The organism is Brevibacillus sp. HB2.2, from assembly GCF_013284275.1.
Classification (GTDB): Bacteria; Bacillota; Bacilli; order Brevibacillales; family Brevibacillaceae; genus Brevibacillus; species Brevibacillus brevis_D.
Map to the genome: position 1 here is coordinate 24242 of NZ_JABSUV010000048.1, position 19504 is coordinate 43745.

At 47.1% G+C, this 19504-nt stretch carries 22 protein-coding genes and 1 pseudogene; 18 read left to right on the forward strand and 5 right to left on the reverse strand.

Annotation, left to right across the window (positions count from 1 at the left end):
• Window positions 1-9 precede the first annotated feature (9 nt).
• The gene (locus tag HP401_RS25655) at window positions 10-558 is read left to right on the forward strand and encodes a GerMN domain-containing protein (RefSeq protein WP_087345570.1); all 549 of its coding nucleotides are present in this window, start codon (window positions 10-12) and stop codon (window positions 556-558) included.
• A 576-nt stretch (window positions 559-1134) separates the two neighbouring features.
• Here the strand turns inward: HP401_RS25655 and HP401_RS25660 are convergent.
• A complete protein-coding gene (locus HP401_RS25660) occupies window positions 1135-1338 on the reverse strand; it encodes a DUF378 domain-containing protein (RefSeq protein WP_173607074.1) in 204 nt (67 codons plus the stop codon).
• A gap of 185 nt (window positions 1339-1523) precedes the next feature.
• On the opposite strand from HP401_RS25660, the gene HP401_RS25665 reads away from it, so the two are divergent.
• The 4 genes from HP401_RS25665 (at window position 1524) to pstB (HP401_RS25680) (ending at window position 5180) form a co-directional block, all read left to right on the forward strand.
• Window positions 1524-2459, forward strand: coding sequence for a phosphate ABC transporter substrate-binding protein (locus tag HP401_RS25665; RefSeq protein ID WP_087345563.1), 936 nt, complete (start codon window positions 1524-1526; stop codon window positions 2457-2459).
• A gap of 89 nt (window positions 2460-2548) precedes the next feature.
• The gene (pstC, locus tag HP401_RS25670) at window positions 2549-3496 is read left to right on the forward strand and encodes a phosphate ABC transporter permease subunit PstC (protein ID WP_016740802.1); all 948 of its coding nucleotides are present in this window, start codon (window positions 2549-2551) and stop codon (window positions 3494-3496) included.
• Window positions 3497-4387 carry a phosphate ABC transporter permease PstA gene (gene pstA, locus HP401_RS25675; protein WP_173607075.1) on the forward strand — a complete coding sequence of 297 codons (891 nt, stop codon included), beginning with the start codon at window positions 3497-3499 and terminating at the stop codon, window positions 4385-4387. It begins immediately after the preceding gene.
• Window positions 4388-4406: 19 nt separating this feature from the next.
• On the forward strand, window positions 4407-5180 hold the full coding sequence (gene pstB, locus HP401_RS25680; protein ID WP_173607076.1) for a phosphate ABC transporter ATP-binding protein PstB: 774 nt from the start codon (window positions 4407-4409) through the stop codon (window positions 5178-5180).
• A gap of 72 nt (window positions 5181-5252) precedes the next feature.
• Here the strand turns inward: pstB (HP401_RS25680) and HP401_RS25685 are convergent, their stop codons facing one another.
• Both HP401_RS25685 and HP401_RS25690 read right to left on the reverse strand, forming a co-directional pair.
• The gene (locus HP401_RS25685) at window positions 5253-5582 is read right to left on the reverse strand and encodes a hypothetical protein (protein WP_254457190.1); all 330 of its coding nucleotides are present in this window, start codon (window positions 5580-5582) and stop codon (window positions 5253-5255) included.
• A gap of 113 nt (window positions 5583-5695) precedes the next feature.
• Entirely contained in the window at window positions 5696-7741 is a 2046-nt protein-coding gene (locus tag HP401_RS25690) for a methyl-accepting chemotaxis protein (protein ID WP_173607077.1), read from the reverse strand.
• A gap of 230 nt (window positions 7742-7971) precedes the next feature.
• Between HP401_RS25690 and pstB (HP401_RS25695) the strand changes: the two genes are divergently transcribed.
• A complete protein-coding gene (gene pstB / locus HP401_RS25695; protein ID WP_173607078.1) occupies window positions 7972-8724 on the forward strand; it encodes a phosphate ABC transporter ATP-binding protein PstB in 753 nt (250 codons plus the stop codon).
• Between the two features lie 65 nt (window positions 8725-8789).
• Here pstB (HP401_RS25695) and HP401_RS25700 read toward each other — a convergent pair whose 3' ends face one another.
• Window positions 8790-9128 (reverse strand): winged helix-turn-helix transcriptional regulator, encoded by a 339-nt coding sequence (locus tag HP401_RS25700; RefSeq protein ID WP_007721121.1) that lies wholly within the window; start codon window positions 9126-9128, stop codon window positions 8790-8792.
• Between the two features lie 171 nt (window positions 9129-9299).
• Between HP401_RS25700 and HP401_RS25705 the strand changes: the two genes are divergently transcribed.
• The 8 genes from HP401_RS25705 (at window position 9300) to HP401_RS25740 (ending at window position 15840) form a co-directional block, all read left to right on the forward strand.
• Window positions 9300-9923, forward strand: a complete 624-nt coding sequence (locus tag HP401_RS25705; RefSeq protein ID WP_173607079.1) for an ester cyclase — start codon at window positions 9300-9302, stop codon at window positions 9921-9923.
• A 28-nt stretch (window positions 9924-9951) separates the two neighbouring features.
• Entirely contained in the window at window positions 9952-10503 is a 552-nt protein-coding gene (locus tag HP401_RS25710; protein ID WP_173607080.1) for an NAD(P)H-dependent oxidoreductase, read from the forward strand.
• Between the two features lie 34 nt (window positions 10504-10537).
• Window positions 10538-11251: an SDR family oxidoreductase gene (locus tag HP401_RS25715; protein ID WP_173607081.1), complete on the forward strand. Its 714-nt coding sequence runs from the start codon at window positions 10538-10540 to the stop codon at window positions 11249-11251.
• 106 nt (window positions 11252-11357) lie between these two features.
• Window positions 11358-12650: an arsenic transporter gene (locus HP401_RS25720; RefSeq protein ID WP_173607082.1), complete on the forward strand. Its 1293-nt coding sequence runs from the start codon at window positions 11358-11360 to the stop codon at window positions 12648-12650.
• Window positions 12651-12782: 132 nt separating this feature from the next.
• Window positions 12783-13172, forward strand: coding sequence for a hypothetical protein (locus HP401_RS25725; protein ID WP_012684232.1), 390 nt, complete (start codon window positions 12783-12785; stop codon window positions 13170-13172).
• 27 nt (window positions 13173-13199) lie between these two features.
• The gene (locus tag HP401_RS25730; protein ID WP_173607083.1) at window positions 13200-13802 is read left to right on the forward strand and encodes a gluconate 2-dehydrogenase subunit 3 family protein; all 603 of its coding nucleotides are present in this window, start codon (window positions 13200-13202) and stop codon (window positions 13800-13802) included.
• A complete protein-coding gene (locus HP401_RS25735; RefSeq protein WP_173607084.1) occupies window positions 13789-15408 on the forward strand; it encodes a GMC family oxidoreductase in 1620 nt (539 codons plus the stop codon). Before HP401_RS25730 ends, HP401_RS25735 begins: the two co-directional genes overlap by 14 nt.
• A 96-nt stretch (window positions 15409-15504) precedes the next feature.
• Entirely contained in the window at window positions 15505-15840 is a 336-nt protein-coding gene (locus HP401_RS25740) for an ArsR/SmtB family transcription factor (protein ID WP_012684235.1), read from the forward strand.
• A gap of 21 nt (window positions 15841-15861) precedes the next feature.
• Here the strand turns inward: HP401_RS25740 and HP401_RS25745 are convergent, their stop codons facing one another.
• Window positions 15862-16113: a glutaredoxin family protein gene (locus tag HP401_RS25745; protein WP_012684236.1), complete on the reverse strand. Its 252-nt coding sequence runs from the start codon at window positions 16111-16113 to the stop codon at window positions 15862-15864.
• A gap of 170 nt (window positions 16114-16283) precedes the next feature.
• On the opposite strand from HP401_RS25745, the gene HP401_RS25750 reads away from it, so the two are divergent.
• The 4 genes and pseudogenes from HP401_RS25750 to HP401_RS25765 form a co-directional block, all read left to right on the forward strand.
• Entirely contained in the window at window positions 16284-16526 is a 243-nt protein-coding gene (locus tag HP401_RS25750) for a gamma-type small acid-soluble spore protein (protein WP_173607085.1), read from the forward strand.
• 152 nt (window positions 16527-16678) lie between these two features.
• Window positions 16679-17065: a holo-ACP synthase gene (gene acpS, locus HP401_RS25755; RefSeq protein WP_173607086.1), complete on the forward strand. Its 387-nt coding sequence runs from the start codon at window positions 16679-16681 to the stop codon at window positions 17063-17065.
• A gap of 265 nt (window positions 17066-17330) precedes the next feature.
• The gene (locus tag HP401_RS25760) at window positions 17331-18368 is read left to right on the forward strand and encodes an outer membrane lipoprotein-sorting protein (protein ID WP_173607087.1); all 1038 of its coding nucleotides are present in this window, start codon (window positions 17331-17333) and stop codon (window positions 18366-18368) included.
• Window positions 18369-18868: 500 nt separating this feature from the next.
• Window positions 18869-19504: pseudogene (locus HP401_RS25765) on the forward strand (hypothetical protein); the annotation flags it as partial.

Consider the following 19504-nt stretch of genomic DNA (forward strand, 5'->3'; position numbering starts at 1 on the left):
CTTTACACGATGAAAAAAAGTCGAGTGATCTGGATGGCAGCGTTAGTGATGCTGCTTTTGGCCGGATGTGGGCAAAACGCGGCAGAAACACCACAGCCAACCACACCAGTAGAACAGCCATCTGGTTCAAACACTGATCCATCGACAACAGAGCCGACTCTGAAAAAACAAATGGTCACCGTTTACTATTCGGATAATAATGTGATGGAGCTGCAAAAAGAAGAGCAAGAGATCACGTTTGCAGAAGATATCGAGAAGTACAAAAAGACACTTGCCCTGCTGGAGACGCCTGTAAAGCCAGACGTGCACGTTCCACTGTGGAGAGACTTTAAGTACCATTCCATTACAATCGATAAAGGCACCCTGACGATTGATGCAGATAGCAAAAATAAGTTCAATATGGGTTCAAGTGGCGAGACAATGGCTTTGGATGCGTTGAAGAATACCTTCTTTCAATTCTCGGAAGTAAAGGAGATTGTCTTCTTGGAGGATGGCAAGAAAGTAGAAACGCTGATGGGGCACGTAGATCTCTCTGAGCCACTGAAACGAGATAATTAATCATCACCATAAAGGCGGCACACCCTGTTTATCAGGATGTGCCGTCTTTTTTGTGGTTAAGATTACAGAGGCTGTTGTGAAGAGAAGAATATTTCCAGTCTAGGCTCCAGGCTCCGTCCCTCGGGGAAGTTGGGACTGCACGCTCCAAAGCGATTAGCGGGGAAACGCAAAAGTGGTAGCCGCTACGTCGCATGGGCACGTTGCGTTTCTGTTGCCCGCTAATCACTTCTCCGCTTGGTAGGACTCCACAAGTCGCTACGTCTGGAAATATTCTTCTCTGTCGTGACTGAGTACATTCTTCAATCTTTTAAGGCTTTTAAAACTTCGAATAGCACGGAAAGCTCGTAAAGGAAACAGGAGAAATAAGCGAAGATCTTTGGTACACCGACCAAGACGGAATGCAAAAAGCGAAACACGTTCTTAAGCGTCCACCTCTGAGACACATCCTGAAGATACCACTTTTGGACGCGGTTTCGCTTTTTGCATGGAGGCGGGCAGTGAATCCCTCAGCGGGTGGGACAAGAAGCTGAGCGTTTTCTCCTGTTTCCTCCTCTCCTCAACAGCCGGACATAGTGTTTATGATGTTGGTGTTTCTTCCCGATCCGTGAATAGAAACTTGATGGCATACACCCCAAACAAGCCTACCAACGTATACACGATTCGACCTACGATAGACTCCGCTCCACCAAACAAGCTTGCGACTAAATCGAATTGAAATAACCCGATTAACCCCCAGTTCAGGGCTCCGATGATCACAAAAAGCAAGGCCAAACGTTCCACATGGACACCCCCACCAAAAGAATAGGGACATTATTCCCATGTTTGCGCCGTTTTACAACAGGAATCCCGGGATCTTTAAGAAAGCTTTACATTCACAACATAATACGACAACATTCCCGCTGTATAGTTTGTACTTGTAAGAGAGAAAAAAACAAACCGAACCTTTTAAGGAGGATTTTCATCCAATGAAAAAACTCAGCAAAATGTTTATTGCGCTGACATGTGTAGGGGCATTACTCGCGGGGTGCGGAAGCGGCAACACTGCGCAGACACAGACACCAGCACCGGCGCAAAAACCAGCCCAGGAGCAAAGCAACTCTGGTTCGACAACAAAAACTTCCGGTGAACCTGTCACAGCAGTGGGTTCTACCGCTTTACAACCTCTGGTCGAGCAAGCGGCCAAAGACTTTATGGCAAAAAATGCAGGCGCACAAATCCAAGTACAAGGCGGAGGAAGCGGCACAGGCTTGAGCCAAGTAGCAAGTGGTGCAGCAACGATTGGTAACTCCGATATTTTTGCAGAAGAGAAAAAAGGCATTCCAGCAAACGAACTGGTAGACCACAAAGTATCGGTTGTCGGAATGGCAGCAGCGGTAAGCCCAAAAGTAAAAGTGGACAACTTGACCAAGCAACAATTGATCGACATCTTCACTGGAAAAATCACGAACTGGAAAGAAGTTGGCGGCGATGATATGAAGATCACGCTGGTTAACCGTCCGAAATCTTCCGGAACTCGCGCGACATTCAGCAAATTCGCGTTGGATGGCAAAGAAGAAGCAGAAGGTATCACAGAGGATTCCTCCGGTACTGTTCGCAAAATCATTGCAGAAACACCAGGTGCAATTGGTTACTTGGCACTGTCCTACTTCAATGACACTGTAAAAGCTCTGAAATTGGATGGCGTGGAAGCAAACGCAGAAAACATTACAACGAACAAATATCCAGTATGGGCGTACGAGCATATGTACACCAAAGGTGAAGCAACTGGCGATGCAAAAGCATTCCTCGACTTCATCCTGACTGACGAAGTACAAAAGAAAACTGTTACAGAATTGGGCTTCTTGCCAATCACAGACATGAAAGTGGAACGTGATGCAGAAGGCAAAGTAACTCAAAAATAAGCGTTATCGTCAACAGCAAAATAGAGGGGTAGGGGGGCCTTCCCCTCATTTTGCTTGCGTACAGTCGTTTTCTTTCCAGGAGGGAGAACATGAGCCATCGTACTGAAGGGATAAATACAGAGCGTAAATCGATGATTGCGCAAAAAATGCTGACAACGAACAAGCGTCAAAAAACAGAGAATATTACTGGCAAAACCATCGCGATGATTTGTGCGGGTTTGCTCGTTATTGTAGTTTTATCGATCACCTATTTTATTGCTTCAAAAGGGCTGTCGACGTTCTTTGTCGATGGAGTAAGCTTCAAAGAATTTTTAACCCATGTTAAATGGGACCCAGAAGGCGAGCCATCCTCGTATGGTGTGTTGCCCTTTATCCTCGGTTCGTTTTTCGTAACGGCACTGGCTGCTTTGATTGCCGCGCCACTCGGAATCGGCGCTGCTATTTTTATGACAGAGATCTTTCCTGGCTTCGGGAAAAAAGTATTGAAGCCGGTTATCGAGCTGTTGGTTGGTATTCCATCGGTCGTTTACGGTTATGTTGGACTAACTTTACTTGTTCCCTTTATTCGCGAACAATTTGATGTTCTTGGCTTCAGCTTATTGGCAGGGGGACTTGTTCTTGCCCTGATGATTTTGCCAACCATTACGAGTGTGGCAGCAGATGCAATTGAGGCAGTTCCGCAAGATTTGCGCAATGCTTCGCTCGCACTGGGTGCTACTCGTTGGCAAACGATTTGGAATGTCGTGTTGCATTCCGCACTTCCTGGCTGTTTGACGGCCATTGTTTTGGGAATGTCTCGCGCCTTTGGAGAAGCTTTGGCTGTGCAGATGGTTATCGGTAACACAACGAAGCTGCCAAGTGGTTTGTTCGAACCAATCAGTACGCTCACTAGCGGTATTACATTGAACATGGGGAACACGATTCAAGGAACTCCGTATAACAATGCTCTCTGGTCAATGGCTTTGCTGCTCTTGGCGATGTCTTTCATCTTTATCGTGATTTTGCGCCTGTTGGGCAGAAAGAGGTTGGCAAAATAGATGAAAGCGAGACTGATGGACCGCGCTGCTACTGTTGTTTTGACACTGATTGCCGTACTGATTATCGGTACCTTGGTGGGATTATTGGGCTTCATTCTCTCACAAGGCTGGCATAAGCTGAATCTCGACTTTTTGACCTCTCCGCCGGATATTGTCAATGCGGGTGGCGGGATTGGACCACAGCTTTTCAACTCGTTGTACTTGCTGGTCCTAACTATGCTGATCGCGTTGCCGCTCGGGATCGGAGCAGGCATTTATATGGCTGAATATGCGCCGGATAACAAGATTACACAGTTTATCCGCATGAGTATAGAAGTTCTGTCTTCCCTTCCGTCTATCGTAGTTGGTTTGTTTGGATTGCTCGTGTTCGTAAATATGACAGGCTGGGGCTATACCCTGTTTGGTGGAGCACTTGCGCTGACGGTATTTAACCTGCCGCTCTTGGTTCGTGTAACAGAGGATGCACTGCGCAACGTACCACGCAGTCAAAAGGAAGCGAGTCTCGCGCTTGGTATTACCAAATGGCGTACCATCGTGTCTGTCATCCTTCCAGCAGCTCTCCCAGGTATCCTTACGGGGGCCATTCTGGCTTCTGGCCGTGTATTTGGGGAAGCGGCTGCCTTGCTGTTTACAGCAGGGATGTCTTCACCGAATCTGGATTTCACCGACTTCTCGATGAACAGTACAACATCACCTCTGAATCCGTTCCGTCCTGCTGAGACCTTGGCCGTTCATATTTGGAAGGTAAACAGCGAGGGGCTGACACCGGATGCACGTGATGTCGCAGATGGCGCGGCTGCTGTTCTGATTATTGCCGTCTTGCTCTTTAACCTTTCCGCTCGTTGTTTCGGGAATTGGGTTTACAAAAAGATGACGTCAGGATCAAACTAAGAAGAGGTAGGTGGCAGCCATGTCCGTACTGACCATGCAAGAAACGATCATTCAGACGAATAACGTGAATGTATACTACGGAGAGAAGCACGCCGTAAAAAATATATCCATGGATATTGAAAAAAACTCCGTGACGGCCTTTATTGGCCCATCCGGATGCGGCAAATCGACGCTTCTGCGGAGCTTGAACCGGATGAATGATCTTGTTCCTTCTTGTCGGGTAGAGGGGTCCATTATTGTTGATGGTATCGACATTAACAGCTCGCAAGTAAACATCGAGAGCCTGCGCCAAGTGGTAGGAATGGTGTTTCAACGAGCGAATCCATTTTTTAAATCGATCTATGAAAATATCGCATTTGCACCGCGTTTCCACGGGATGACCAATAAACGTGAATTGGACGAATTGGTTGAGTCGAGCCTGCAAAAAGCAGCGCTTTGGGATGAGGTAAAGGATCGCCTTCGCGACTCAGCGCTCTCTCTTTCTGGTGGACAGCAGCAAAGGCTTTGTATCGCGCGTGCAATTGCGATGCAGCCAACCATTTTGCTGTTGGACGAACCGGCTTCCGCTCTCGATCCGATCTCTACCATGAAAATCGAAGAGCTGGTCATGCAGCTAAAAGATGAATATACGATCGTGATCGTTACCCATAACCTCCATCAGGCAGCGCGAATTTCTGAGAAAACCGCCTTCTTCCTGATGGGTGAGCTAATCGAGATGGATGAGACAGGAAAAATCTTTACATCGCCTGAAAGCGAAAAAACCGAAGATTATATTAGCGGACGTTTTGGATAAGTGAGAATAGAAAAGAACACGAAGCCCTCCCAAGCAAATCAGCTTGCAGGAGGGCTTCGTGTTCTATTGGTTTCAGATTTTCCGTAGATATCGTGAATAAAAACCATAGTAGGTAATAAACAGACCCAAGAAGAAGAACGCGATGACAGTGCCGTAGTCTTCGCTTGAAGCTTCATAGCCTACAACAGCTTTTACACCATATTTGATAGCCATATAGATGAGGGCAAAAGCAAGTAAAAATCCGTATCTGTACCATTTGCTTTGATGTTGCATGTTCTCGCTTTTGACCTTCATCAAATATCGAACATAACCGACGATCAAGCCAACAAAAAATATCGCCACAAACAAGTAACGCAGATAATGGCTTTGATCAAAGACCTTGATAAAGGTTACGAGGGACATTGCTAGCAGTAAAAAAAGGCAATAACATAAAAGTGAATGGAACGCTTATCCAAGGTCCAGACATCCCCTTTCGCAGGATAGGTTTGTAAAGAGTTCACATTCACTTTATGATATCATGAATTTTTCAAAGAAAGGGTTGTTTCTCCCGCTCGAAAAAATTTAATGGTTTGTTCGAGATCTTCTACGATTTCTGTCAGGCGCAGAGAGTCATCGAGAAATTGCTCCGATAAGGATAGACTTTCTTGATTGGCGGCTACAGCTTGCTGTGTGCCTGATACTACTTGTTGTGCAGAGGCAGACAGATTGTCTACCCGCTGTGAAATGGCTAGGCTCTGTGTCGAGATTGTTCCTGTGAGCATTCTGATCGATTCAAATTGGGCAGTCAACGCTTCGCTGAGCTGGATCGTATTGTGGAAGATAGAAGCGGCCTGGTGCAAGGTTTGGATGCCATTTATAGTAGCATGATCGGTTGTTTGCAAGCAGGCGGCTACATTCTCCATTCGTTCTTCCCCTGATTCAATTACCTTTTGAATACGGGCAGATGCCTCTTCTGTCTGGTCGGACAGCAAGCGAATTTCGTCTGCTACGACGCTGAATCCGATCCCAGCTTGTCCAGCCCTGGAAGCTTCGATTCGAGCATTGAAGGACAAAAGCTTGGTTCGCTTGGAGATAGCGGAAATCAGACCGAGCATTTCGTTGATGTCGCTCATGCTTTCTCTCATGGAGGACATTGCATGCATAGATGCCTTCATATCTTCCGAGATACTGTGCATATTTTCTTTTAGTAAATCGATGGAGGTTGCTGCTTTTGCATTTTGCTGACGTGATTCCTGGCTTTGTACAATTGCTTTTTCCATGGAGTCTGTGATCCGAGACATTTCTTGTGTAATGCCGGCCATCGTGGCGTGGATATCATCGATCTGCTCCTGCTGATTGTCCATTTCTTGGGCAAGCCGCTCTGTTACGGATACGACTTCTGACTGCATGGCGTGAGAATGGCGGGAGCCTTTTCCTACATGCTCGGCTACTTGTTTGACGTCTGAGATGACATACTGGATTTTACCGATGATCGTCCGGATTTGTTCACTCATTCGATTGAAGCTGTCAGCCAGCTGGCGAATTTCATCATTGCTTTGTACGTGCATCGTTTGCAGCAGATCGCCCTCGCTAAAGGCGGACATTTTTTGTTGTGCTTCCTTAATCGGCTTGATGATTCGGCGAACGTACACATACAGCATCAGGGCGAGTGCAGCGAGTCCGACGAGTGAGACGGCCAAAATAGTTAGCTGAAGGCGGCGAACCTCTTGCTTTACCTCGGATACCGACTGTGCGACGATCACTCCCCATTTTAGGGAGGGGTCAAATTGATAGGCGGCAAAAGAATCCACCCCATTGATCCTGCTCGGCTCGTACCCAGATTGACCGGCGATGACGTTTTGTACGATGGCAAGCTCAGTAAGTAGGGGCCGCTGCAACGCATAGGATTGATCGGGATGAGCGACCAGCTTGCCTTGTTGATCAACGATCATGGCAAATCCGGTTTCCCCTAGTTTGATCTGGCCAATGGATTCGCTCAGCTTCGGAACAGAGACGAATGCCACGACGACGCCTACAGGCTCCTCGTCTTCATTGCGCAAAGGGAGTGAGACGGCTATCTTGGGAAACTCCGTCTTGGAAAACTGGAAGACATCTGAGACAAAAACCCCCTGCTGCGGTTGATTCAATGCTCCCTCATACCAGTCCATTTTTCGCGGATCGTAGGAACTGTCGAGGGGGGATCCCGGAAAGGTCAAATACTTTCCGTCTGTGGTGACGATCTGTAATTCGGAAATCGTAGGATTGCTGGTGGACAAATCAGTAAAAATGCCAAAGATCTGACTGTTAGTGATCTTGCTGTTTTTATAAGTGGAGGCAAATGATTGCAAGGCGGTTACGATGTCATAGACCCTGCTATGTACTTTCTGTAGAGCTGCACCTGATGCTTCGTGTAATTGTTGCTTTGTTTTTTCATTGAGTGTCGCCTCGGATTGATAGCTGATGAAGAAAGCGGCAATTGCCATCATGCAGATAACCATTCCCATGATTCCTGCGAACAGCCTGGTGAAAATTGAACGATAATGAAACGACGAGCGATCCCACGGTTTTCTTATGTCTGGCATGAATTGTTCTCCCCTTAACAAAACGTTCAGCTTTATTGTAGGGGGTACCTAGAGGAGCGTATATGCTTTATCGACAAGATTTACCATAAATTAATGTAAGATGACCTATGTAAAAAGTCCTAAGTCGAAATCTTTATCGAAACTTAATAAACACCACACGGAAACCTAACAATGGTGCGCTATAGTGGGGAAGTAAAAGGACGTAACAACCACGAAGGAGCGAAGACCGTATGAGTGTTATTTCGGTGAGGGAGTTGAATCTCTTCTACGGTAATAAGCAAGCCCTCTATCATATAAATCTGGATGTAGAGTCTGATTCCATTACAGCCTTAATTGGTCCGTCTGGCTGTGGTAAGTCTACATTTTTACGGACGTTGAATCGAATGAACGACTCTGTACCGAACACCAAAATTACGGGAACAGTAAAAGTGTTCGACGAGGATATTTATAGCTCTCGTGTAGAAGTTGAGCGACTTCGCAAAAATATCGGCATGGTGTTTCAGCATCCGAATCCATTTCCGAAGAGCATCTATGACAACATCACGTACGGGCCGAGACTCCATGGCATGAACGATCGTCACAAGCTGGACGAGCTGGTAGAGACGAGCCTCAAGGCAGCAGCCCTTTGGGATGAAGTGAAGGATGTATTGAAAAAGCCAGCAACAGGGCTTTCCGGTGGACAGCAGCAACGCCTTTGCATCGCACGGGCACTCGCTGTTCAGCCACAGATCATTTTGATGGATGAGCCAACCTCTGCCTTAGACCCGATTTCGACAGCCAAAATCGAAGAGCTGTTGGAAGAGCTGAAGAACCGTTATACGATTGTAATCGTGACGCACAACATGCAGCAGGCGGCACGTATTTCCGATAAGACTGCGTTTTTCTTGAATGGAGAGCTAGTCGAGTTTGACAGCACCCCGACGATCTTCCAAAATCCTCGTGACAAAAGAACAGAGGATTACATTACCGGACGTTTCGGATAATTCAATAAGCATGATGGTAGGAGAGCGGACTTTTCGAGGTCCGCTCTTTTTGATTTGAAAAACGTTTATAAATGTAACCCAAATCTCTTTAATTCAATGAAAATACCTTCCAATCGTTTCCCTTTCTCCGTTAACGTATATTCCACGCGAGGAGGGACTTCTGGAAACACTTTCCTCTCCAGTATGCCGTGCTCCTCCAATTCCTTTAGTCTGAGCGACAGTGTTTTTGGACTGATTCCATCCATGGATTTCAGCAGGTCGCTGAAACGCAGCGTTCCTTCGATAAGCAGGTCCCGAATGATTAAAAAGGTCCATTTGGTCCCGATTACGTCAAGCGTCTTGGCAATGGGGCAAGGTTGGCCTGGGGTTCCTTTGTTCAGTTCGATTGGCTCAAGAACGTTCATCGGAATATCCTCCAAAAAAATTAGTAGGGTTTTTTGCTATTATAGCGCAATAGTATCTTTTAGGAAACTATATGAAATAAATATCACTACTTCCATAAATGAAGTTAGTGTCATTACAATAGCAATATCAACCGATACTTCCCCTCTAAATAAGGAGCTGATTAGAACGACATGATTCCACTTACCAAAAAAATGAGTTCGATAGCTGGTATTGCTGTCATCTTCGGGACGATGCTGTTCACGACAGCATGCGCTACTGATTCGAAAACGTCTGCTTATGATAAACAAACGGCTGTGTTGTCCGCCAAGACAGACGTCCAACTATTGAAGGATCTTCCTCAACCCGTTTCGATGACGATTGATTCCTCTTTGGATTCAACGAAAGCTACCGAGATGGTACAGACTGCACAACGTTTCTACGGATTCTGGAACACGGGGAATGAGGATTTCATTGCACAAACCGTTTCCCCAAGTTTCATAGATAACACGTTGCCGAAAGGAAGACCTCAAGGCCCCGATGGCTTGTTATTCGCTTCCCGCAACTTCCGTAAAGCAGTTCCCGACTTGCAATGCAAGATTGAGGATTTACTGGTAGTGGGGGACAAGGTGACAGCTCGTCTTTCCTTTACGGGTACGAGCAAAGGCGAGTTTATGGGAAAACCTCTGGTTGGGAAGCCCATTCAATTTATGGCAATTGATGTTTTACGCATCAAGGATGGGAAGCTCGTTGAAGACTGGCACCTGGAAGACAATTTAACTTTTATGCAACAAATTGGCGTTTTAGCGGAAAATTGAACGTCCTAACATAAAGGAGATGGAAAAAATGAAAAAAATCCTTATCATCAATGGTCATCAAAAATATGGCTCATCAGAGGGGAAACTAAACCAAACGTTGATGGATCATATGGTGCGTCTGCTCGAAAAAGAGAACCATGTACGAACTACCATTATTCAAAACGGATACCAAATCGAAGAAGAGCACGAGAAATTTCTCTGGGCAGATATGGTCATTTATCAAACCCCTATCTACTGGTTCAGTGTCCCTGGGTTAATGAAAACATATATGGATGAAGTATATGCCTACGGCTTGTTTTTCAAGGGGGCTAATCAGTACGGAAGAGGCGGTTTATTAACCGGCAAAAAATATATGTTTTCAACGACTTGGAATGCTCCAGAAAAAGCATTTAACGATCCGACCCAATTTTTTAATGGAGAAAGCCTGGAGGATGCAATCAGCCATTTGCACCGCGTACAGGAATTTTTAGGCATGCAACCTGTAAAGAGCTTTGCTTGCTATGATGTCATCAAAAATCCGCAGATCGACCGATTTGTATCCGAACTCGAGGCGCATCTCAAACAGGTATTGAGTTTCTAATAAAAACCTCACAATAAAGGGGAGAGATCTTATCATGTTGCACAATCAAAAGATAGTCATCATCGGCGGAAGCTCCGGAATTGGTTTGGAGACAGCCAAACAGGCAGTAGCGCTAGGAGCAGAAGTGATCATTGCAAGCCGCTCCGAAGAGAAATTGCAAAAGGCAAAAGAGAGTCTGGGCTCCAAAGCCTCGGCGTATACGTTAGATATCACCGATGAGCAGCAGGTTCAGGCCTTTTTTGAAAAAGTAGGCACATTTGATCATCTGGTCGTCAGCGCAGCGGAAACATCAGGTGGTTCATTCCTTCAAACGGATACAGCCCAAGCGCGGAAGCTGTTTGACAACAAATTTTGGGGCCAATACTACGCAGCGAAGTACGGAGCAACGAAGATTTCCACAAACGGTTCCATCACCTTATTCTCCGGGTTTGTTGCCTACAAAGCGATGATCGGTTCGTCTGCCCTTGGTGCAGTCAATGCGGCGGTTTCGAATCTGGGGCAAACCCTCGCCTTGGAACTGGCACCAATCCGAGTGAATATCGTTTCACCTGGCATTATTGATACGCCATCACGGAGTAAAATGCCTGAAGATGTGCGCGAAAATTTCTATGCAACATTGGCAGACAAACTCCCTGTGAAGAGAGTTGGACAAGCGAAAGACGTCGCACAAAGCGTACTATACCTGCTCCAAAATAGTTTTGTTACCGGAACTGTACTTCATGTAGAAGGTGGCCACATTTTACTTTAAAGGATTCCATTACTTGACGTTTCAGATCATTTCAATTTGTAGTATGGTAGGAGAGCGGACTTTTTGAGGCCCGCTCTTTTTGGTTTTTGGAAAGGAGATACTTGCAGTGGTTTGGATTTCATTCTTCCTTTTTTTGATTACGTTGACATTGGTTATCTGGCAACCGCGGGGGTTGTCGATTGGTTATCCGGCTGTCGGTGGAGCACTGCTAGCATTGGCGATCGGGGTAGTCACGATTGGTGATGTTGCAGAGGTAACCTCCATTGTTTGGAATGCGACGCTCGCGTTAATTGGGATTATCATCATCTCGCTCGTATTGGACGAAGTCGGTTTCTTTGAATGGGCTGCGCTCCATATGGCCCGTTTTGCCAAAGGGAATGGGCGGTTGATGTTCGTTTATGTGATCCTGCTTGGTTCACTCGTATCCGCTTTGTTTACGAATGATGGGGCAGCCCTAATCCTGACGCCGATTGTGTTGGCACAGGTGCGGGCACTGAAGCTGGATGGGAAAACAGTTTTGGCATTTGTCATGGCGAGCGGGTTCATTGCAGATACGAGCTCGTTGCCCTTTGTGATTAGCAATTTGGTGAATATTGTTTCTGCTGACTATTTTGATATCGGCTTTGCTGCGTATGCGGCCAAAATGATCATTCCGACATTGTTTTCGATTGGTGGAAGTTTGCTGGTTTTGTACCTATATTTTCGCAAAAGCATCCCGGCGCAGATTGACCTTTCCCATCTAAAAAATCCGGAGGAAGCGATTCGCGATCACAGAATGTTTCGCCTGGCGTGGCCGATTCTTGCGGTGTTGTTGATTGGCTTTTTTATTAGCGAGTCCATCCATACGCCCGTTTCTATCATCATTGCGGGGGCAGCCATCATTTTTTGCCTGGCTGCAAGAAAAAGTGAAGCGATCGCCATGCGGCGGATTATGAAAGAAGCACCGTGGGTAGTCGTTGTTTTTTCAATTGGCATGTATGTCGTGGTGTGGGGCCTGCACAACGCGAAATTGACTGACTTGGTCAAGGACGCCTTGGATTGGTTCATGGGGCATGGTTTATTGGCAACGACCTTGGGAACAGGCTTTCTGGCTGCTGCTCTTTCCTCTGTCATGAACAACCTACCGACAGTCATCTTCAACGCGTTGGCAATTGCAGGGACACAAGCAGATGGAGTGTTGCGGGAAGCGATGATCTACGCCAATGTGATCGGGAGCGATTTGGGGCCGAAAATAACCCCGATCGGATCGCTTGCGACCTTGCTCTGGTTGCACGTCTTGAGACGCAAAGACGTGACGATTACGTGGGGGCAGTATTTTCGGACGGGGGTTATTTTGACCGTACCGACATTGATGTTCACCTTACTCGGTTTGTATTTGACATTGGTTTATTTTTCATAGGGAATGAAAAGCCTGCTGGCTAGTAGCAGGCTTTTTTCTATTCATCATGCTGCTTGTAGTGAAATAGGCAGAATAGGACCTGACAAGGACGGAAAAAATAGGCGCAACGTACGTAAAAAGGAGGATGTTTCCATGTGGCATGGCTGGCCGATCGAACGCGTACTGATACTTTTTACTGGATTGGCGTTTGCCCTGATTGCGGTTCAGGTCACACTTTTTCACTCTCGACAAAACTTCCGACATTGGGCAATGTGGATTCCCGTGCTTGAGCTCCCTGTATTTGCGGTTACTGCTATTGTTTTATCGTTTGTGAATGCGGGTTGGCTACGCTGGGTGTTTGCTTTGATGATGGTCGTTGGCATGGTTGGGGGTTTGTATGGGGCCTATTTACATACGGTTGGCGTCGGGCAGCGTGTGGGGGGGTATTCACAGGGTCAAAATTTTCTCGTCGGTCCTCCTGTGATTCTTCCTTTACTGATCACGGCAATGTCAGCATTAGGGCTTCTTGCGCTGTTTTGGTAAAAATCGTTTTCGAAGGGGTGAGAGGACATGGAAAAGCCTGGACGTTACCCATCCTATGATGTTTGGGACCAGCATACAGAGTGGGATGCTCACACCAGGAAAGTGGTAGGCGCCAGACGAATGCCCGCGATTGCCAATCAATTTTTTACGAAGCCTGAATCCTTGCTTTTGCAGACGATCGTAGGCGTATTGGTCAATGATTACCGTTTGGAGGTGCTGACCTTTGTGGTGGAGCATCTAGATAATACGACGGCTAGTAATATCGGAGAATCACAACGTAAGGTCGGAATTCCACCCAAAAAAGAGTTCTATCGCTCGGGCTTGAAAGGGATTGATGCGGAGAGTCATGCCGCTTATGGAACTGATTTTGTTGCGTTGAAGCTAGACCAGCAAGAAGCCGTTCTTCAACGCGTTGCGAATGGAGGCATCCAAAACCAGGAGGCGTGGAAAGACTTTGCTCCCGCAGATTTTTTCAAGCGGTTGCTTCATGACACAGTCAGTGCGTACTATTCGCATCCGTTAGTTTGGTCGGATATCGGCTATGGCGGACCAGCATATCCGCGCGGCTATGTACGGGTGGAAAAAGGATTGACGGACCCATGGGAGGCGAAAGCAAATGACGAGTCATGACCATCATACGATTACTCATCGCCCTACTCCTGTGGATCAAAGAAAATACGCCAATGACGCAGATGTATGTATCGTAGGTGCCGGAGCGGCAGGAGGCGTACTGGCATATGAGTTGGCAAAGGCCGGGTTGCGCGTAGTCGTACTGGAAGCGGGGCCGTTTTGGGACCCGCAGCACGATTTCGCCAGTGATGAGCTGTCGATGCGGAGATTAGCCTGGCAGGAAACGAGGCTGGTAGCAGGCAAAGACCCGCTGCGTTTGGGACATAACAACTCAGGACGGGGAATTGGGGGAGGCACCGTGCATTTTACGGGGGTGTTTCTGCGTTTCCACGAGAATGATTTTAAGACGAAGACGGTAGACGGCGTAGGGGAAGACTGGCCGATTACGTATCAGGACCTTGCCCCGTACTACGACAAGATCGAACGGGAGATTGCGGTCTCAGGTCCTAATCATTTTCCGTGGGGTTCCTTTCAAGGACCATATCCGTACCCGGTTCGGGAGCCCATCAGCGCCAATGCGCAACTGTTCCGGGAAGCGTGCGAGAAGCTGGGAATCGAGAGTGTGGTCGCCCCTCTGGCGATTTTATCGGGTCCTTTTGATGGGCGTCCCCCCTGTATCAATCGTGGCTTTTGCAATCAAGGGTGCATGCCGAATGCCAAGTACAGCGGGTTGATTCATCATATCCCCAAAGCGATAGCGGAGGGGGCAGAGGTACTGGCCGACTGCATGGTGACGGAAATTTTGATGGCAGGCGACCGGGTCGGCGGTGTGTTGTTTAATCATAGTGGTTTGACGTACAGGCAAATGGCTCGTGTGGTCATTTTGGCTGGGTTTGTGGTGGAGACTCCCCGATTGCTGCTCAGTTCGGCGAATGCTCAGTTTCCGCAAGGGCTGGCGAATTCGAGTGGATGGGTAGGAAAAGCAATTATGCCCCACTCCAGTCATGATGTATACGGACGTCTACCGGAGGAAGTGCGATTGTATAAAGGAACCCCTGTGCTTGCCTTGACGCAGCATTTTTATGAGACGGACCGGGAACGAGGATTTGCCCGCGGATATACATTGAGTGCACACGGGTCACGTCCGGTCGGGATGGCGGCTGCCATTGCTGCCGAGAGGGAAGATGGCTCGTATTTATGGGGAAAACAGCTTCGAGAGACCATGCTGGATTACAATATGTATGCGCGGATCACCTTGGTAGGGGAAGTACTGCCTCACCCTGATAACAGAGTGACGCTCTCAGGGGAAAAGGATGAATATGGAATGCCGATCCCTACGGTAACGTTCAGTTATCAGGAGAACGACAAGCAGCTTTACAAGCATGCCATTGGGCAAATGAACCGGATTATTGAAGCGATGGGGGGGCATCCGGAGCATGTGGTGTCTGATACCGCTCATCTCATGGGGGGATGCCGAATGGGGAATGACAGGGAAACCTCTGTTGTGAATGAATACGGGCAGTCACATGACATACCCAATCTTTTCATAGCAGGTGCTTCTACGTTTGTTACCTCAAGTGGTAGCAATCCGACAAATACAGTCATGGCGCTGGCTGCTCGCACTGCAGACAAGATCATTGAAGCGATGAAAAAGCAAGATGTATAGGCGGGGTTCACATAACTTTTGCGTTCTATCTTCCCCATCATATAAGCCATATAGTATACTGATAAACAGATATGTAAGGCAAAGGTGGGTATCCTTATGGAAATGGATTTGATGCAGGTTCTGTTTTTGTCAGAGACTTATAAGCTACTTGGTGACAAGACGCGCTTGACGATCATGGCTCTCCTGCAAGTACAGTCCTTATGTGTCCGTGATCTCGTGGAAATTTTGCAAACTTCCCAGCCTTCTGTTTCCCAGCACCTGGCTAAGTTAAAAACACATGGTTTGGTCAAAGAGCGCAGGAAAGGACCATGGGTTTATTACTCCGTTAATACGGAATGCAGTCCTGAAGTGAAGCAAATTTTGTCTAACTTGCCGGACATGTCGCCAGTCGTCAAACAAAAATCAGCTGCAAGTGAACCTTCATTTGGCTGATCAGTCGTAAAAAGCGTTGGATCAATTGAGATCCAACGCTTTTTTTAGTTCTTCCTTGTCAAATCCATGGATGACAATTTGCTCGCCGTTTTCCTTTTCAATGTAGGTTACAGGTGTCATGCTGGCGCCTAACTGAATAGCTTCCTGGAAAAAAGCCTCGTTTTGACGGATGTCTCTGTCTTCGAAAGCAATGTTGTTTGAAGTCAGCCACATTTTTTCTTCCTGACAAGGACCGCAAGTGACTTGGGTATAGATAATAACCTTGTGAGCCATACAGATTTGCTCCTTTCAAAAGCAGAGTAGAAGCCTTGCCTTTCCAATATGAATGATCGGTCGAGACAAAGCAAGTAAACAACAGTATGATTTGGAAAAATGAGGATGGATACGCATGTAGGGGGCTGTACAAATTATATTCAGTGACGTCGAGGAGGTGAATGTTAACGATGCCTAAACAAAACAGAGGTATGGGCCAAGCGAACCAAGCTAGCCAAGCAGCAAACACTGCGACTGAATTCGCAAGTGAAACAAACGCAGCAGAGGTTCGTCGTCAGAACCAACAATCCGCACAACGCGCTACTTCCCAAGGCGCTGCGACTGAGTTCGCAAGTGAGACAAATGTTGCGGAAGTTCGCCGTCAGAACCAACAATCGGCTGCACAACAATCTTCTGGCCAAGTTACTGAATAGGAGCCAGCGGACAAAAGCCCTCGCAATTTGCGGGGGTTTTATTTTTTCCATAAAGTCTATGCATGGAATGTGGTCTCTATCCTCCACTTGCAAAAGCGTGGAAGTGGATGATACTGTGATTCGTAAATCAGCCCACTAGGAGGCAAGTGCTCATGATCATTGGAACAGGCGTAGACATTGTGGAAATAGAGCGCATCGCTACTTTGATAAAAAGACAAGAGCGTGCAATCAAACACTTTTTGACCACAGATGAACAACAGCTCCTGCATGGAAAATCAGAGACGAGACAGGCAGAAATGGTTGCAGGCAGATTTGCTGCCAAGGAAGCGGGAGCAAAGGCACTTGGCACAGGCATTGGTGCTGTACTTAGCTTTTTAGATATGGAAATCCTCCCGAATCATTGGGGCAAGCCGGTCATGACCATAAAGAACGAGGTGTACAGCAAACTTGATCTCGACCCCACTCGCGTTCATATTCATGTGAGCATTTCGCATAGCCAGTCGCATGCGATTGCGCAAGTCATTGTAGAAGAACGATAGATGTTTGTAAAAAAACGATAAACTTGTCTGCATATTGGGACGAGGATGGACATACATTTATATCGCGTAGATCAGGAGGGACTACCTGCTCTTACACAGGAAGGCTAAGTCTGTAGCCGATCCAAGCGATATGTCGCCAACTTCGTAACCATTTGCAACCATTGACACGATGTGCGCTGCATGGGCGAGAGACTGACAGATTTCCCAGGAAATAGACAGGGATGCCCTTCTTTGTCGAAAATATTGACAAGGAGGAGTTCATTGAATGAAACGGGTAGCTTTACCACTGGTGTTATTGTTGGTTTTCACCCTGTTCCTCGGCGGTTGTTTCGGTCAGAAAACACCAGAAGATGTGGTGAGCGACCTGAACGGTGCGCTGGGAAAAATGACTGGGTACAAGTCTCAGGCAGTTTTGACCATGCAGACAGGCTCTACCCCCATGGAGTACGATGTTCAGGTCTGGTATGAAAAGCCAACCAACTATCGGGTAGCTCTCACCTCGAAGCAGCGTGGCATTACACAAATCATCTTGCGAAACAATGAAGGAGTCTTTGTACTGACCCCGCATCTGAACAAGAGCTTCCGCTTCCAAAGTGGCTGGCCTGAGAACAACGGACCGTTATATCTATACGAAACGCTGGCCAAGAGCATTATCGATGACACTGAGCGCCAAATGAAGATGGAAGAAAAACAGTATGTATTCGAAGTGAAAGCGAACTACAGCGGCAATCGTTCTTTGACCAAGCAAAAAATTTGGCTGACAGAAGATTTCAAACCAACGCACGCCGAAATTATGGATGCTAGCATGAATCCGCTCGTACGTATTGATTTCACTGATTTTTCGTTTAACCCTATGTTTGACAAAGACGCCTTTGACAAAGAGCGCAATATGACAACAAGCTCGTTGACAACGATCCCAACAATGGCGCAAACAAATGGACAGGTCGTAAAACAACCGAACAGCCAATTCGGTGTTATCGTCCCTACGTATATGCCAGAAGGGGTTAAGCAAGGAGATATCGAGCCAGTCACCCGTGATGGAGAGAGAAAGGTTATCTTAACCTACAAAGGGACTTACAACTACAAGGTAATCGAAGGTCGCCCGACAGCAGCATCTGTATCGTATGAGCAAGGTATGCCTGTGAATCTCTGCTTTACGGTTGGTGTGCTTGCGCAGACAGGTGAAAATCAGCGACTTCTGACGTGGGAGCTCGACGGCATCGAATATACAATCGCGGGGGATCTTCCTGAGGAAGAAATGGTGAATGTCGCACAGTCGACATATGGCCTCAGCGCGAAATAAAAGCGTGGGAGAGGGGACGGTGAATACCGTCCTCTTTTGTTTTCGCATTAGAAAGTGGCTGTAGCGGAGGGGAAGAAGCGCATTTCCAGTCTGCGCTTCGGCCTACGCCCCGCAAGGGGTTAGACTGTCCGCTCCAGAGGCGCTTGGACTGGAAATGCACTTCTTCCCAAGCAACTTTGTTCTACTATTTTAGAAACTCCCCCCTGTTGATACATAAAGGAGAATCTTCCTAAGTTTTAAAGAAGCGATGAATCCAAAAAGCTGGCGAAAAGAAAAAGCACAGGGCTCGCAGACCTTGACAACGCCTACCCAGTTGGCGTGTCAGAGTCGAAGAGAACTGTGCTTTTTCTTTTCCTCCACTATGTTGACATGGTTTTTCACGATTTTCCCTCAAGTTTTCCTTTTTTCTCAAACGGGAATCTAAAAATACCCATGTACACTTGGTCTTGTAACAAAGAACAAGCACACTACACGAGCATAGACGAAAGGGTTGAGTGTATATGTTTAGCAAAACGAAAATGGGAATGCTGATGGGTACGATGGCAGTAGTTTTGAGTCTGGGTAGTATAGGCGGAGCAATGGCAGCCGATTCAGCAAAACCAACTTCATTGAATAAACCCGTAGAAGTAAAATTCAAAACCGGCAAGATGGGCCACCACGGTGGGGTGGGCTTCAAAGAAAATAAAGAGCTGCTCTCGCTGTTAAAGCTGGATGCTGACAAGCTGAAAGAAGAGCTTGCGGCAGGGAAAACACTCGCAGCGATTGCACAAGCCCAAGGAGTTGACACTGCAGATGTCGTGGCACTTCTGGTTGACCAGCAAGAGGCCAAACTGAAAGAAGCAGTAACAGCAGGCAAGCTGACGCAGGAGCAGGCAGATAAGCTGTCTGAAAATCTGAGCGACCGCGTAATAGAACAGGTAGAAAACTCGAAACCGGATAAAGGCTTCGGCAGAGGAGGCTTCATCGGTGGCTTCGAGAAAAACGAAGAACTGCTGTCTCTCTTGAAGCTGGATGCCGATAAACTCCAAGAAGAACTGAAAGCCGACAAATCGCTGGCTACAATCGCAGAGGCTCAAGGGGTATCTGTGGATGATCTGGTAGCATTGTTGGTAAAACAACAGGAAACCAAGCTGAAT